Source organism: Bacillus paranthracis, assembly GCF_001883995.1.
GTDB classification, from domain to species: Bacteria; Bacillota; Bacilli; order Bacillales; family Bacillaceae_G; genus Bacillus_A; species Bacillus_A paranthracis.
In genome coordinates this window covers 22,709-37,813 of record NZ_MACE01000082.1, presented here as the reverse complement: position 1 = coordinate 37,813, position 15,105 = coordinate 22,709, and the positions used below count along the sequence as shown (strand labels likewise).

Annotated in this window: 11 protein-coding genes and 5 pseudogenes; 14 read left to right on the top strand and 2 right to left on the bottom strand. The window is 34.2% G+C overall.

The annotated features are described in order from the left end of the window. Positions 1-300: 300 nt before the first annotated feature. From BAQ46_RS26970 to BAQ46_RS31775, 5 genes and pseudogenes are all read left to right on the top strand, one after another. On the top strand, positions 301-867 hold the full coding sequence (locus tag BAQ46_RS26970; RefSeq protein ID WP_001072132.1) for a TetR/AcrR family transcriptional regulator: 567 nt from the start codon (positions 301-303) through the stop codon (positions 865-867). 58 nt (positions 868-925) lie between these two features. After that, complete coding sequence (locus BAQ46_RS26965) at positions 926-2,782, top strand: alpha/beta fold hydrolase (protein WP_071743173.1); 1,857 nt, start codon at positions 926-928, stop codon at positions 2,780-2,782. A 194-nt stretch (positions 2,783-2,976) separates the two neighbouring features. After that, positions 2,977-3,290 (top strand): annotated as a pseudogene (locus BAQ46_RS26960) (hypothetical protein); the annotation flags it as partial. A 21-nt stretch (positions 3,291-3,311) separates the two neighbouring features. Continuing rightward, a pseudogene (locus BAQ46_RS31265) lies at positions 3,312-3,683 on the top strand (nucleotidyltransferase domain-containing protein); the annotation flags it as partial. Beyond that, positions 3,660-3,924 (top strand): annotated as a pseudogene (locus BAQ46_RS31775) (HEPN domain-containing protein); the annotation flags it as partial. The pseudogenes BAQ46_RS31265 and BAQ46_RS31775, both read left to right, overlap by 24 nt. 163 nt (positions 3,925-4,087) lie before the next feature. Here the strand turns inward: BAQ46_RS31775 and BAQ46_RS30255 are convergent. Then, positions 4,088-4,251, bottom strand: a pseudogene (locus BAQ46_RS30255) (ISNCY family transposase); the annotation flags it as partial. A gap of 353 nt (positions 4,252-4,604) precedes the next feature. Here BAQ46_RS30255 and BAQ46_RS30845 point away from each other — a divergent pair. The 8 genes and pseudogenes from BAQ46_RS30845 to BAQ46_RS26915 all read left to right on the top strand — a co-directional run. After that, positions 4,605-4,769, top strand: coding sequence for a hypothetical protein (locus tag BAQ46_RS30845; RefSeq protein WP_000412664.1), 165 nt, complete (start codon positions 4,605-4,607; stop codon positions 4,767-4,769). Between the two features lie 173 nt (positions 4,770-4,942). Continuing rightward, positions 4,943-6,271, top strand: a complete 1,329-nt coding sequence (locus tag BAQ46_RS26945; RefSeq protein ID WP_249024571.1) for a radical SAM/SPASM domain-containing protein — start codon at positions 4,943-4,945, stop codon at positions 6,269-6,271. Positions 6,272-6,287: 16 nt separating this feature from the next. After that, entirely contained in the window at positions 6,288-7,742 is a 1,455-nt protein-coding gene (locus tag BAQ46_RS26940) for a radical SAM/SPASM domain-containing protein (RefSeq protein ID WP_071743169.1), read from the top strand. Between the two features lie 66 nt (positions 7,743-7,808). Beyond that, positions 7,809-9,050, top strand: coding sequence for a zinc metalloprotease (locus tag BAQ46_RS26935; protein WP_000127304.1), 1,242 nt, complete (start codon positions 7,809-7,811; stop codon positions 9,048-9,050). Then, positions 8,998-9,744 carry an ABC transporter ATP-binding protein gene (locus BAQ46_RS26930; protein WP_000608860.1) on the top strand — a complete coding sequence of 249 codons (747 nt, stop codon included), beginning with the start codon at positions 8,998-9,000 and terminating at the stop codon, positions 9,742-9,744. Before BAQ46_RS26935 ends, BAQ46_RS26930 begins: the two co-directional genes overlap by 53 nt. Continuing rightward, complete coding sequence (locus BAQ46_RS26925) at positions 9,735-12,287, top strand: ABC transporter permease (RefSeq protein WP_061130814.1); 2,553 nt, start codon at positions 9,735-9,737, stop codon at positions 12,285-12,287. The genes BAQ46_RS26930 and BAQ46_RS26925 overlap by 10 nt, the downstream gene beginning before the upstream one ends. Before the next feature lie 528 nt (positions 12,288-12,815). Further along, positions 12,816-13,103 carry a YkvA family protein gene (locus tag BAQ46_RS26920; RefSeq protein ID WP_016717945.1) on the top strand — a complete coding sequence of 96 codons (288 nt, stop codon included), beginning with the start codon at positions 12,816-12,818 and terminating at the stop codon, positions 13,101-13,103. Further along, positions 13,064-13,228 (top strand): annotated as a pseudogene (locus BAQ46_RS26915) (IS4 family transposase); the annotation flags it as partial. The gene BAQ46_RS26920 and the pseudogene BAQ46_RS26915, both read left to right, overlap by 40 nt. Positions 13,229-13,315: 87 nt before the next feature. Here the strand turns inward: BAQ46_RS26915 and BAQ46_RS26910 are convergent. Then, on the bottom strand, positions 13,316-13,861 hold the full coding sequence (locus BAQ46_RS26910; RefSeq protein ID WP_048555284.1) for a dihydrofolate reductase family protein: 546 nt from the start codon (positions 13,859-13,861) through the stop codon (positions 13,316-13,318). Positions 13,862-14,208: 347 nt separating this feature from the next. Here BAQ46_RS26910 and BAQ46_RS26905 point away from each other — a divergent pair, with 347 nt between their 5' ends. Further along, positions 14,209-14,718, top strand: a complete 510-nt coding sequence (locus BAQ46_RS26905) for a DinB family protein (protein ID WP_016717942.1) — start codon at positions 14,209-14,211, stop codon at positions 14,716-14,718. Positions 14,719-15,105: the final 387 nt, after the last annotated feature.

Below are 15,105 nucleotides of genomic sequence, written 5' to 3'. Positions count from 1 at the left end.
ATATACTCCTAAATTAAAATTTTCTTTCTCTACAGATAGTTATTCTAAGAAGCCGCTCATTTTTTCGTTTTGGGGCATTTCTTTTTCTTAAGTTGACGGGCATGTATGGTGACCCCTATTAGACGATAGTGAATGAACAATTTCGGGGCTCAGTTCAACTTTATTCAAAATAAGATTTTTTACAGTAAAATCAATGTTAGTGGAACTTTTTTAATTAAATTTTTTTTTGAAAATTAACATAAATACTTGCAATGTTTAAATTAGTACTATATAGTTCTAGTTATGACAAAGATAAAATTAATGAATCAAAAACATGTGATTGAAGTAGCTGCAACATTATTTTTAGAAAAAGGGTTTGCTTATACAAGTATGGATGAATTAGTACGTGTAAGCAAAGTTTCAAAGTCTAATGTGTATTATCACTTTTCTAATAAGGAAGTATTATTAGAAGCGGTCGTTGATTATTGGATTGAAATGTATCAATCTGCAATTGATGACGTAATTTCTCAGAACCAATTTTTAGTTGAAGATCGTATCCAACTGTTTTTAAAGCAATTATCACAAGGAGTTCAATCGAGAGAGTATAAGGGAAGCTGTCCATTTATTACTCTTTATATTCAAAGTCCTACACAGGCCACGCAAATAAAAGAAAAAATAGGTCTTTTTTTTACAGGATTACAAAAGAAAGTTTCTCTATTACTTAAACAAGGGATAGAGAATGGAGAATTCAGAAATACGATTCATATTGATGAGGTTGCATCCCTTTTTATTACAAATCTTGAAGGGGCGTTATTTATTTCAGAAACATTGAAGGATGCAACTGTAATCACGAAAACAGCAGATCATTTTTTAAAATTGCTTCGATAAAAGAAGCATTTTTTTTACATCAAATTAGTACTAAGTAGTACTAAAAAGGGGATCTTATATGAGAACAGTATTTTTAACTGGTGGAACAGGCTTTATTGGAAAGCAATTAGTGAAAGAATTAGCCAAAGAGGATGTTAAAATTCTTCTTTTAGTGAGGTCGAAAAGTAAAGCAACAAGCATTTTTCAAGAAAGAGGCATCTTAAAAAAGGATGTTATGCACTTTATTGAAGGTGATTTGACGAAAATAGATTTAGGTCTAAGTGGTGAAGATAAGGAGAGGGTATTGAAAACGGATGTGATTATTCACGCAGGAGGCCCCATGGATATTCAAGCGACAAGTAAAGAGGCAGCTTCCGTATTTTTAAATGGCGCCAAACATATTAGTGAATTAGCTAAAAGTATTCATCAATTGAAGGGTTTGCAACAATTTATTCATGTTGTAGGTTATATGAGTCCCTTTGATGATAAAAATAGCAAGATTGCAATTGATGTGTTTAAAGAAGGAAACAATTATTTGAAAATAAAAAATCCATATGAGAGAACAAAATTTTTAGCAGATCTTTATATCCGTCAGCAGGCATCAGCAGTAGGTTACCCGCTTTCTGTAATTAATCCGCCAACTGTAGTTGGTAGTAGTAAAACAGGAAGTACAGAGCAGATAGCAGGATTAGGTTTGCTTGTGATGAGTATGCGAAGAGGGCTCATGCCAGTGATTCCTGGAGGTAAGGGATATAGGTTACCACTTATTTCAAACGATGAACTTGCGAAGTTTATTGTGCAGGTTTTCAGATTGGAGCAACCGACTATTCAAACATATACACTTGTTGAAGACAAACAGCACGATCAAAACATTGCTGAATTATTAAGTATTATGTCGGAAAGTATGAATATGAGGGCACCAAAAATCTCTGTTCCAATGCCATTTATGAAAGCAATTATGAATAGTGGAGTAAGTAAAATAACAAAAATTCCTTCTGATGGACTGAATTTTATTACAAAACAAAAATTTTCAAATGTTTCAGCGAAAAAAATTATGGGAGGAGATTGGTTTAAGAAGACGAGTGTAATGAAATTTCTCCCTGCCGTAGTAGCTGATCTGGATTATCGAATGATGTATCAAAATGGCCAGCATAATCATGTATTTAAACGAACATTATGCGATAACAATACCCTTTACCAATTACAAGGAGAGGGTCAACCGTTTATATTATTACATGGTTTATTGAGTGATGGAGAGGATTTATTTCCTTTAGCACAAGAGCTTCATGAAAAAACTGGTCAACCTGTATGGATTTTGGATCTTCCAGGTTTGGGACGTTCTCCTTTTAAACGAGAGAAAAATCTTCTAGATATCTATTTGAATGTAGTGAAAAAGTTATTGGAGAAAGCTACGAATGGTGCACATCTAATTGGACATTCATTCGGTGCGTTTATTCTTCTGGAAGCATTGGTACAAGAGTACATAGATAAGAAGTATGCAATCACTTTACTTCAGCCACCTGTTGTTAAAAAAAATGCTAAATCCCTAAATGTTCCTCAATTTATGAACAAATGGACATTAAAACTGGCAACTACTAATTTGATAGGGCGTTATTTATTAAGTAATGGTTTGTTTGAAAGTATGGAGAGCATCCCTGAACATTATATTGAAAAGATAAGTAAAAGTTTTACTTCTCCTAGAATTTTAAATACTACGGTTCAGCTTAACAGTTTATTACTGAAAAACGATCAAGGTGATTTCAATGAAGTAACAAAGTATAATCTTCACATTATTTGGGGGGATTATGACAGAGCTTATGCTGCTCCATCGCATCTTGGTAAGGTTGATTTTGTTCCATATGGCCATCATTTTCCTCTTAGCCATCCGAGTGAAACGGCAACATTAGTAATAAAAAATAGTAATACTAGCAGATGAGAGTGTGGGATAAATAAAAAGTGTGTAGTAAGATCGTTGTGTCTTTGAAATAAAATCGTACTGTTTTGGGGTCCCGCCCCATGCCAATCAAGCTAAGAAAAGCAAATACCCCAAAACGAGAAAATGGGCATCTCCAGGTGAAAATGCGTAATTTTTTTGTTTTAGGGGCATTATAAAGCCTTCAAGTTGATGGATGTGGGGTACCGCCACAATACTATCAATATAAGCAGTATACCCCGTTGTATCTGTACTGGATTTATCAAAAGAGGATGCTGAAATGATACCATTGCTTCTGGCTTGTATAGCAGAGGCATTTATTCATTTCAATCCAGATTCTTTTTTAGCTAAGGATGAATTTGATCTCTTATATTGGTGTAGAAAGAACTTCAAAGGATTTCATAGTATCTCTGATGATGGATTCTTACAGGATTTTAAGCAGGTATACGAATGTTATCAAGCATTGCAGAACGTTGGGAAACAAGAGAACAATATAAAAATAAATATGTAATAGCAAGGAGAAGAGCAACGCATGTATAATATACTTAAACGTCAATATAATTACTTTATCCGAGGAGTGATTCGGATTAACGAAGAAGTACAAAGGGAATTGGACCTATTGGCTCAAAAGATTCGTGAAACTGTGTCTTCTGTCCAAAAAATCATCCTTTTTGGCTCTCATGCATATGGCACACCAAATGAAGACAGTGAATTTGATCTCTGTATTGTTGTAGAAGGTGTAGGAGCAAGAAAAAGGGGAGTCATTAATCGTATCAATTGGGGTATTTACGATGTTATGGAAACACCAGTTGATTTTTTAGTGTATGGGCCAGAAGAGTTTCTAGAACGTGCTAGTCGTACCGTAACTATGGAACATAAGATTGCACTAAATGGTAGAACAGTCCCAAAAACTCATAACCTTTTAATGCTGCACAAATCGTGTCGGAAATTAGATGAGGAATCCTCATTGATTTTAGAACAGTGCGTGCAGCTAAATGGTTATGCTACAGATATTCGTTTATCCGTATTTTGAATCACTTACTGTTTAAGATAGATTAATGACTATACAACATGCTCAAAAAGTACTGAGTTTTTATAAAGAAAAGTTAAACATGCTAAATATGCATGAAATCGTAATCGATTAAACATAGAGGATATACATAAAAGAGAGTGCCTATAAAGGGACTCTCTTTTTCTATCTAAAAAAGAGGAGGAATGCTTCATAGTAGAATGAAATGATACTTTGCTATGGGGATAACAATATAATGATGGATAATTATCACACAATTGTTGTTTTGTAGGTACAGTGGCGGTACTTTTAATTAAAGCACAAGGAATCAATCACGATGCATTTCTTTTAGTACCTGTTCGTGAAGCAGAGGAATGCCTTCTTCTCGAAACCAAGCACCTACACGTGAAAAAGTAGAAATATGAGGCACAAATGATAAACCACAAAACTCATGAAAAAAAGGTTATCATACAATCCGTCCCTTCTGTAGATAGTTCAGGTTACTCTTATTCTTTCAGGAGAACGAATTTCTTTATGTATGTATTTTTGAATGTTTGTGAGCTTTATAACACCATTTCTATACTTTAATATCTGAAAAATCTGTCACGAAATATTCCGAATTTTGAAGTTGCTAATTACATATGATTCCATTTATTATAATTATTGAGCCGGCTCCAAATAATGGAAGCTTTCTGGTATAGCAAAGTAATTTTCAATGTTTATCAACTTATTTTCATAAAGCTATTTTATATCAGAATCCACTTTCATTTTATTTTATATGAAAACAAAGCAACTATAATAGAGGGGGATTTAAAAATGGAAAAAAAATCTTTTAAAATCCGTTCAGTTAATGACAATGAACAGCTTTGGACAAAGTTAGCTGATCAAATGGAAACACTTGAAAACAGGGATGAAATGAAATGCTTCAACTGCTCAATTTGTTGTGATAATTGCTGCTTTAATTGTTGCTTCCAAATCTAATTTATACTTACAGTAAATAAACACTCGAAATACTTATACCTTTTAATAAACTTAGTTACTAAATTCATTATTTTCTGTTCTTGCCTAGCAAGAACAGAAAATAATTATACAAGGGTGATTTGATGATTATTAACAAGTATCATTTACGATATCCTTTAAACGAGGAAGTTCTAATGATTAATACCTTAACTGGTGCTGTAGATTTTTTTTCTCATGACTTAATTAATTTTATCGATACATTGTTATATATAGATTATAAAAATTTAACTAACGAAGAGAAAAATGCTACTAAAATTTTAATTGATAGAGGTTACGTATTTAAGAACACAGAGGATCGGGACCATAGACTATGGCAGGCTAAAAATATTGTAGACGCTGGAAATGAAATGCAGTATGTTATTTGCCCTACATATACATGTAACTTTCGTTGCCCATATTGTTTTGAAAGCCATAGCCTTCATGAGAAAATAACAGCTTTAACCGAAGAACAACTCCAAGCAGTTATGCAAGCCATAGACATCTTTCATAAAGAAAGTGGTTATAAAATCGGTATGATTAACCTTTTTGGAGGCGAACCACTCCTTCCTTTTACTAAAAAAATAGTCAAACAAATCTGTGAAGAAGCTGTTAAGCGTAACTTCAAAATTGGTTGCAATACCAATGGCTATCACCTTTCTTCTTTTGTAGAGATTTTCCAAAACTACCGTGATCGACTGAGTATTATGGTTACAGTTGATGGACCGAAGAATATTCATGATCAACGACGTATTATGACGGGAGGTCAAGGTACATTTGATCAAATTCAAAAAGGTATTTGTGATTCACTTAATCATGGCATTCGTACCATTGTAAGAGTCAATATAGACCAAACAAATATTGATTATGTTTCACTTCTTGTAGACTATTACAAAAAAAACAAGTTATTTGAAAATGAAAATTTCTCAATTTCTTTTTCGCCTGTCACAGATCATACATGTAAAGGCTTAGGAGAAGATTTAATGAAGGGTTATGAAATTGTAAAAAAATTACAAAGAAATATTCCTGATTTTGAAAAATTAGAAAAACAAAAATCTCTTAACTTCGGAGCTGATATGTACCGTTTCTTTAAACCAATTATGCAGTTAGATTCAGAATTAAAAAATAAAATTGAAATGGTTGTTCCCAATATAGTCTATTGTGAATCTGCTGAAGGGAAACGAGTTGTATTTGGACCTGATAACCATATATATGCTTGTCCTGATTTAGTTGGAAGATCAGAGTTCAAAATCGGCGATTATTTCCCTAAATTCTCTCGCCAAGATTGGAAGTGGGAAAAGTGGAAACAATTCAATTCCTTTACCATTCCACAATGTAAATCTTGTGCCTCATCACCTATATGTGGAGGAGGGTGTGCTGCTGAAGCTCTTATAGTTCATGGGAACTTGAATCAACCAAACTGTCCACAAACAGATAAAAAGGTTTTCGAATATTTAAAAACTATTAAAGAAGAGATTTCAATATAAGGAGAGGAACTAAGCTATGATAGCAAGTACCTATAATTCAACATATAAATTATCTGATGGAAATTACGTTCTAATCAATTCACTAAGTGGCGCACTCGATGTAATTAATACAGACATAAAAAAAGTATTAGATGATATTAAGCGTAATAAAAAATTAACTCTTTATCCTGAATTAGAAGAACTTCTCTCATTTTTAACAAAACGTGGCTATCTTTTTAATGACCGTGATGAAGAATTAAATAAACTTACTATTATTCGTGATCGGATGACTGAATCTTTAGCAAATAGTAATTCCGGAGTTACATTCAACGTATGCACAACATATATGTGTAACCTTAGATGTCCTTATTGTTACCAAGGTCATGAAATACATAAAATTTCACATACTTTAACCCCTGCTGAAGTAGACAAAATGTTCCAAGCAGTTGATAACATTTTGTCTATGGAGAATGAACGTGGTCGATTTGAGAATGCAACCCACCGCATGATGTTATATGGTGGTGAACCATTGCTTCCAACAACTCGAAAGACAGTTGAACAAGTTGTTAAACGTGGAATAGAAGAATACGGTTTTCGTATGTACGCCATTACAAATGGTACATTCTTGCATGAATTCTTAGATTTTCTAGAGCCTTACAAAGAGAACTGGGATTATTTTCAAATCTCTATTGATGGACCGAAACATATTCATGATCAACGACGTATTACAGCTGGTGGCACAGGAACATTCGATCGAATTGCTGCTAATATTTCACTGGCATTAGAGCGTGGTTTCGCAGTAGGCTTACGTACTAATGTGAATAAAGATAATCTTGCATATGTAAAAGAATTAGCAACCTTTATCGAAGATCAACATTGGAATACTTATCCTAATTTTGGTTGGCAGGTATCTCCTGTTACTGATCATTACGGAGATAATCTACCAAATCACCTTCCAGAGCATGAATTACTCGCCGAAATTTATAATATTTTCGGAGATTTAGAAGAATTTATGGATAAATTTAACGCAAAACTGGGTACAGACCTTAACATTCGTACTTCTAGAATCCGTCAAGCCATACGAACTTTTGACTGGGAGAAGGTAAGTGAACTTGATTCCTGCTCTTCTGTCATGCATAGTTTACCTTATTTTAAAGAATGTAGTGCGAGAGAACAGCGTTTCTATGCATTTGGTGCAGAAGGTTTAATATACGCTTGTCCTGAGGCCGTAGGTAAGCCAGAAACTGCAGTGGGTTCCTTTTTTCCTGAATACAATTTAGATGCTGATAAGCATGCTATTTGGGATCAAGATATTACTGACTCCGAACAGTGTAGTAGTTGTAGTATCTCACTATTTTGTGGTGGAGGATGTGCTTATGCTAATTTAATGCGAAATGGTGCCATTAATAAACCTTACTGTAATGATTCACATCAAACCATTTCGACTTATATTAAGAAAAATGAAACTGCCTTTTTAGAACTAATTAAATAAAAAGATATAACTCCACAAATACCTTCACCATTGTGGGGTTACTTTCTCTTAAAGGATGTGATCAATTTGACAGCATCGCAAAATATCTTTCCAAAGTTAATTCCATACGAAGTTTATAATATGGATGTTTGGGAGGAGGGGCCTCGTTATTTAATAAAATTTGATAACGGATTACAATTAAAAGTCACTGAATCACTGAGAAATTTATTCAATTATATGGATGGAACCACATCCATAGGAGATATATGTACAATGGTACAAACGAATCACGATGGCAATATTACTATAAATGAGTTAACAGAACTGATAAATGAACATCTATTACCAAAAGGGGTTTTAGTTGGTTCTGAAAAAAAAGCATCTCATCACTCTGCAATTACATTTAGAATAGCAATATTCCACGCTTCTTACTTAAAAAAGGCATCCAAATATTTCGAATTCTTATTCTTTCGGGGCGTATTTGTTTTATTTAGTATTTTCTTCAGTATAAGTCTAATACATTATTTTTTTCAGGCTAATACTGAAAATATATCAAACACATTTGGATCCGTTTATAAATTTACTATTGCAATTTTGCTGCTATTATTTTCTATTATTATCCATGAACTTGGTCATATAGTTGCTGCTTATCGATATAAAATACAACCTAAAGACGTCGGAATGGGTCTTTATATGATGCGGCCTGTTTTATTTGTTGATTTAAGTGATACCTGGCGATTGCCTAGACGACAAAGAGTAGTTATTGACCTGGGCGGAATTTACTTTGAATTATGGATATTTATATTATTTGAGTTGTGTTATTTTATTTCAGGATTCCAGGAATTTTTTGTAGCAAATCAATTCATACTCATTACAGTTCTATATAACTTATATCCATTTTTACAATATGACGGTTTTTGGGTTCTTACTGACATTCTAGGAATTGCAAACTTGCATACTAGAACCTTCCAATTGGTGAAAAGTGGTCTCCTGGGATACTTTTTTTTCAAGCCTGATTATCGAAAGCAATTTAATGATACAATTAAGAGGATGAACAGGCACTATAAAATAGCATTTCTTACATATGCTAGTATATATTTTTGTTCAGTTATCACTGCTATCTGGTTCATTCTTCGATATACCATCTATTTATTCACATCGCTAGATTCGTTCACATGGGGAAATGCAAAAGGTGCCATTATTGTAATAATTATAGTTTTAATTAGAACAATAGTTGTCTTTACATTAAAATTTAAAAGGGCCGGGAGGGAAAAGGATGATAAACAAACAAACCATCCTTCAAGTAGAAAAAATCAAGAAAGCTTATGAAACCGAAGCAGGAACAATTCAAATTTTAAAAGGGCTTAGCACTAAATTTTATTCTGGAGAGATTGTTAGTATTATTGGTCCTAGTGGAAGCGGAAAATCCACACTACTTGGAATACTGGGATCATTGGATACCCCTACCGAAGGACGTATTATTATTGAACAACAAGATATTACCTCCATGTCAGAAGAAAAGCTAGCTGATTTCCGTGCAAAAAAGATTGGTTTTGTTTTTCAATCGTATAATTTAATCACAACAATGACCGCTCAAGAAAATGTTATGATGGCACTTATGTGCGCTGGAGTAAGAAGCCAAAAAGAAATGATAACAAAGTCTAGGGAAATGTTGGACCTTGTTGGGATGAAAGAACGATATCATCATTTACCAAGCCAGCTATCTGGAGGTCAACAACAGCGTGTAGCAATTGCTCGTGCATTAGTAAATAATCCAGCCATTGTTATTGCTGATGAACCAACTGGGAACTTAGATTCCAAAACAGGAAAAAATATTTTGGACTTAATTTTTCAACTACGTGACCAACTCCAGATGACGTTTATTATTGCTACACATGATACGCATGTGGCAAAACTTTCAGATCGTGTTTTAAAAATGGAAGATGGCCTCCTCGTTCAAGAAACCTTTAACGACCATACAAAATCTAGTGAGCAAGAAGGTGGCATAACACCATGCTACTAAAATCTGCACTACGTAGTTTAGCACGTAATCGTTTAAGAACTTTTTTTACTGTGTTCAGTATTTTAATAGGAGTAGCTAGTTTCTTTTCTATGTCTATGTTGGTAGAGCTGGTTCCGCGATCTATTCACGAATCCTCTAAAATTCTTTTAGGAGGGGATGTGTCAGTTCAATCCTATTTAAAACCGATGGATCGCGAAACTCTTATTTCTTCCATTCCTAAAGAAGAACAGAAAGCGCTCACAACTTCTTTATTAGGTCAAAGTATGGTCAAATCTGATCGGAAAACAACAAGTTTAATTGTAAAGGGAATTGAAACGAACCACTATCCTTTCTTTGGTGATAATCTGTTTCCTAATATTCGTACTTTACATAAAGATGAACTACTACTTTCCAAAAATACAGCTGACCGTTTGCAAGTCAAAGTAGGAGATAGAGTTGAGATTCCTAACCGTTCTACTGGGGCAATGACCTCTTATAAAATTAGTGGTTTAGTAGAAGGTGTCCAAGAATCCTATGGCGATGCTTCAATTTTTGGAACTGCCTATTTACATTTAGATCAAGCACAGCAGCTTTTAAATGTACCTGCAGGCACAATTAATGAAGCATTAATCTTATTAAATGAAAATGTTAATATCTCTTCTTTTAAAAAGAATATTCAAAAACAATTACCACAAAGTAGTGTAATAGATGTTCAGGATAAGGAGCTAGAGAAACAGAAAGATTTACGGATGTTGTTACCATTTCTTCAGCTTTTCAGTATATTAGCTCTTGGAATTGCCGCTATTACTACTTCTAATACAATGAAAGTCATTATTGCTTCACGTACGCATGATATCGCTGTTATGAAGTCCGTAGGAATGAAAACTAAATATATTATTCGATATTTTCTATTAGAAGCATTATGGCTAGCGATTCTCGGAACAGTTGGTGGGATTGTACTCGGCTTATTAGCTAGTGTTTGGCTGACGTCCTATCTAGCAGACGTGCTTTCACTACCGCTACATTGGGGAATTTCATGGTCCGTAATTTTTACAACAATTATTGTGGGATTAATTGTAACCTTCTTAGCTTCTTGGATACCAGTAAAAAGTGGAATGTGTGTATCACCACTTCAAATGTTACGTGATACTGAGAACACAAGTGTGAATTATGCTTTACCATTTAAAAAGAAATTTCAACTTTTTATATTTACTTGTGGCATTCTTTCTATTTATGTTTACAATATAGCTTTCACAACAAATACAAATGGCAACGCAGTCTTTAAGTGGTTTCTTGCTCTTTTACTTACAACTGCAGTTCTGTTATTTATTTTTACTTTTGTCCGATTTATAGGGTTTATATATTCTTTATTATTCAGATTAATTGGCGCCATGAAAAGCATAATGCCACAAAGCCTCTTTCTTGCTTTACACAACATGGCTACTACAAGTAAACGAAATGGTTTATTGGCAGTTACCTTAACTATTGGTGTTGTTTCTGTTGTCTCTAGTCATGTATTTGCAGACAATTTAATTGAGTCAGTTCAAGGTCAATTGGAAAGAGAGGCAATGGGAAATATCCTTATTACAAGTTCCATTCATGACGAAGGGAACGTTGAAAAGCAGCTACAATCTATTAAGGACATAAAAGGATCGAAAAAAGGTTATCAATTAGATGGAAGACTCCAAAATATTAACGGAGTGGACGCAGCATCTATATTCATGAAAAATATAAAAGATGATAAATTTTTTAGCTCAACTAAAATTTCAATAGAAGGGGTAGATACCTCTCTTAACTCTAGATCCTATATGATATCTGAAGGGCGTGATTTAGCTCTATCGGATGCAAAGGGGAAAAAAGCAATTCTTTTGGACAGCTATAAGAAATTAGGTGTAAAAGTCGGTGATACAGTTGACATTCAAATTGGAAATGAATTAGTAAACTGCGAAATTATAGGTTTCTTTAAATCTGGTGTAGTTAAAACCGTTGGCATCCGTATTCCAACTGAAACATTAGCTACATATGGGAAACCAAGCCGAATTACTTATTCCTTAGATAGTGATCCTAAAAAGATAAATACTATATTAACAGAATTAAATGAAAAACTTCCTGGTTCAGCAATGGCATATTCAATTGCTGCTACAGCAATCGATAGTCTTCAGTATATTATTCAAATGCAAAGTGCTTTCTTCTCAATTGTAGCGTTGTTCGCATTTTTAACAGCTGTTCTTACAATTGGAAATCAAGTTGTCATTCGCTTAATGCAACAGACACGAGATGTTGCTATTATGAAAACAGTTGGTATGTCTTCTAGTAATTTGATGAAGTCTATCTTATTAGAAAACACGATTATCTCCCTATCGGCTGGATTAGTTGGCGCTGGAATTGCCCTAGCCTTTTCAGGCATCACTTTACGCTTCTTATTCCAAATGCCGATGAAAATAGATATGACTTGGTCCATTTTAGGTATACTTTTATCTGTTATAACAACAATAATTGTTGTATGGATAGCAGCAAAACAATCATTATCGGCTAAACCTATACACCTTTTACAAAATAAATAAAGAAAGAAAAAAGTGTATTTTGATTATCTAGTCAAAATACGCTTTTTCTATTTTCTTTAAAACAACACATATCCTATGTTTATCAGGTTAAAATTAAAGAATACCCCAGAACGAAAATCTGGAGATCCCTCCCTCACATGCTTGTTCCCATTTAAAAACTGGATTAGATTAAACCTAGTTGATTTAAACGTGTTTCTTATCTCTTATCTTTCTAATTTATTGATTAATAAAATGTAGACTGATCATTAGGTTTTATATTATAAATAGTTTTTATTAAAATAAAGTATTAGACTCAATAGTAGCTATGTAATTATTATACAGTTAATAAGAACAATTCTGAGAAGATGTACGTAGTAATAAAATGGGAGAGGAATAATTTGAATCAAAATAAACCGATAGAAACAGAAGAAAAAATATCTATCATACAAAAAATGAAAAAATGGGCTAGAAACTAAAAAAAAACAACTTCTTGTACTTTATTTGGCATATCGAGATGAAAGAGTCCCTTGGTATGCTAAATTATTTACAATGCTTGTTGTTGCGTATGCTTTTAGTCCTATAGATTTAATCCCAGACTTCATTCCAATCTTGGGGTATCTTGATGATTTGATTCTTGTACCATTAGGTGTATACTTGGCATTAAAACTGATTCCTAAAGAAGTGTTGGAGGATTGTAAAAGAAAGGTAGAGGAAAGACAGATAACAAGCAAACCAAAGAATTGGATAACAGGCATTATTATCATTACTCTCTGGATCCTTGTCTTTGTATGGGCTGTAAAAATTGCAAACCTGATTATTTTCAGGATGAAAGAATAAAGAAAGCTACAGAGTATATACAGCTAGATATGGAGGTATTAATGAGCTCTCTCCAAACAGGACAAACATATGGAATATCCGATGCCTATGTAGGTATGACTGATAAAGTACTAACCCGTATGATTTTTATAAATTAATATATGTATTATCTTATAAAAAAACTCAGCAGGATTTATTCTGATGAGTTTTTTGTTTATATAATTTATCAATAATTATTCTTTTTTCTCCGGCTGATAGGAAAGAATAACGACACCTGAACTGGTCGTTCTTGTTTCGAGCAGTTTTAAAGCCTTTGTATCGTTTCCGGTTTTAAAGAGACGCTTTCCGCTTCCTACGATAACGGGATTGACCATAAAATGATATTCATCAATGAGGTCGTGTTGCATCAATGTTTGTATAAGCTCACCACTACCATAAATTAAAAGGTTCTGACCGGGCTGTTCCTTCAGTTTCGATATTTCTTCTACAATATTACCCTTGATAAGATTTGCATTCCATTCGGTTTCTTCTAAAGTTGTTGAGGCAACAAATTTAGGCATGCTGTTCATCTTATCAGCAAAACCTTCTTCATCAGTCATAGAAGGCCAGGCAGCTGCAAAACCTTGATAGGTTACTCGCCCTAGTAGAAGCGCTTCACTTTCAAACAGTAAATTGGATTGAAACTTTGCCACTTCTTCATTGAAATATGGAGCAGTCCAAGCTGGTTCCTCCATGACACCATCTAGTGAGAGGTACATCGATACAATTATTTGTCCCATTTTGTTCTCCTTTAGTTTTAAATTGAGATTTTTACATATTGGTAACACAATTATTAATTCTCCAACTAGAGAAATTCTCCCTTTTTAATAGTTTCGACAAAATGTATTTATGTATGTTTTGGAATAATCTAATATATATTAATAACTTTGAAATATTGTATAACTTCTAATTTTTATGCATTATTGTTTAGCGTTGCTTATTGTGCTAACGAATCAGGATAGTGTGGCGACCGACTAAATAGTTGCTTATCCTCAATTATTAGAAGGGAAGTTTTATCATTTCGCGAATTGATTAGACATAGACGAGTGCTATAATTTTCTATATATACATAAAGAGGTGACTACGCATGAATCAAAGACCGTCAGAAGAAGAATACGCTGGGAGCTCCGGCGAATATATCCGTTTGGTGCCAGACGGTAATATCATTGACATTTTGCTCGCCCAAGAAAAGCAAATGACCGAGCTCCTGGCATCGTTGACCGAAAGCCAGGCCGCATATCGGTATGCGGAAGGAAAATGGACACTGAAAGAAGTCGTGGGCCACATTACAGACGCGGAACGCGTTATGACCTACCGCCTGCTCCGGTTCGCAAGAGGGGACCAGACGCCTTTGACCGGTTTCGATCAGGAATTATTCATACCTCCTTTCGGAAGCTGGACAACCGCGCAATTAGCCGAAGATTACCGGGCCGTACGGCAATCAACGATTACATTGCTGTGCGGGCTACCAGCGGAGGCGTGGATCCGCAAGGGCACAGCCAACAACCTAAGCATTACGGCGCGCGCCCTCGCGTACGGCATTGCAGGACACGAGCTTCATCACATGGGGGTTATCCGAAACCGGTACTTGAGTTAATCGTCGGCTGAGGCCTTTGGAATGGAACTAACACCACTCATACAACCTTAGATACCGTTCTTATTAGGGGCCTGCCCCACAACCATCAACTTAAGGATTTAGACTATTTTTGAAATAAAAAGCACATTACTATTCTCTTATGTTAATGAGAAAGGATGACGTGCTTTTTATGAATATGCAGCAAAAACAAGAGTTATATCGATTTTTCTCATTTTGGGGTATTTGTTTTTCTTAGATTGAGGGTGACGGGGCACTACTCTATAATGATCAAATTAAAATTAAAAACAGTTATAGAGACTCCATTTCTCGGAAATGTTGTAACTATTAAGTTGTAAAAGGAACCATAATTTTTCATTTTTGAAAAGGCTATGGTCTTTTTTAGTTGTA

Bases quoted from the DNA above. Each gene is read 5' to 3' on its own strand.
- BAQ46_RS26970 (WP_001072132.1), top strand. From the start codon at position 301: ATGAATCAAAAACATGTGATTGAAGTAGCTGCAACATTATTTTTAGAA.
- BAQ46_RS26965 (WP_071743173.1), top strand. From the start codon at position 926: ATGAGAACAGTATTTTTAACTGGTGGAACAGGCTTTATTGGAAAGCAA.
- BAQ46_RS30845 (WP_000412664.1), top strand. From the start codon at position 4,605: ATGGAAAAAAAATCTTTTAAAATCCGTTCAGTTAATGACAATGAACAG.
- BAQ46_RS26945 (WP_249024571.1), top strand. From the start codon at position 4,943: ATGATTAATACCTTAACTGGTGCTGTAGATTTTTTTTCTCATGACTTA.
- BAQ46_RS26940 (WP_071743169.1), top strand. From the start codon at position 6,288: ATGATAGCAAGTACCTATAATTCAACATATAAATTATCTGATGGAAAT.
- BAQ46_RS26930 (WP_000608860.1), top strand. From the start codon at position 8,998: ATGATAAACAAACAAACCATCCTTCAAGTAGAAAAAATCAAGAAAGCT.
- BAQ46_RS26925 (WP_061130814.1), top strand. From the start codon at position 9,735: ATGCTACTAAAATCTGCACTACGTAGTTTAGCACGTAATCGTTTAAGA.
- BAQ46_RS26920 (WP_016717945.1), top strand. From the start codon at position 12,816: ATGCTTGTTGTTGCGTATGCTTTTAGTCCTATAGATTTAATCCCAGAC.
- BAQ46_RS26910 (WP_048555284.1), bottom strand. From the start codon at position 13,861: ATGGGACAAATAATTGTATCGATGTACCTCTCACTAGATGGTGTCATG.
- BAQ46_RS26905 (WP_016717942.1), top strand. From the start codon at position 14,209: ATGAATCAAAGACCGTCAGAAGAAGAATACGCTGGGAGCTCCGGCGAA.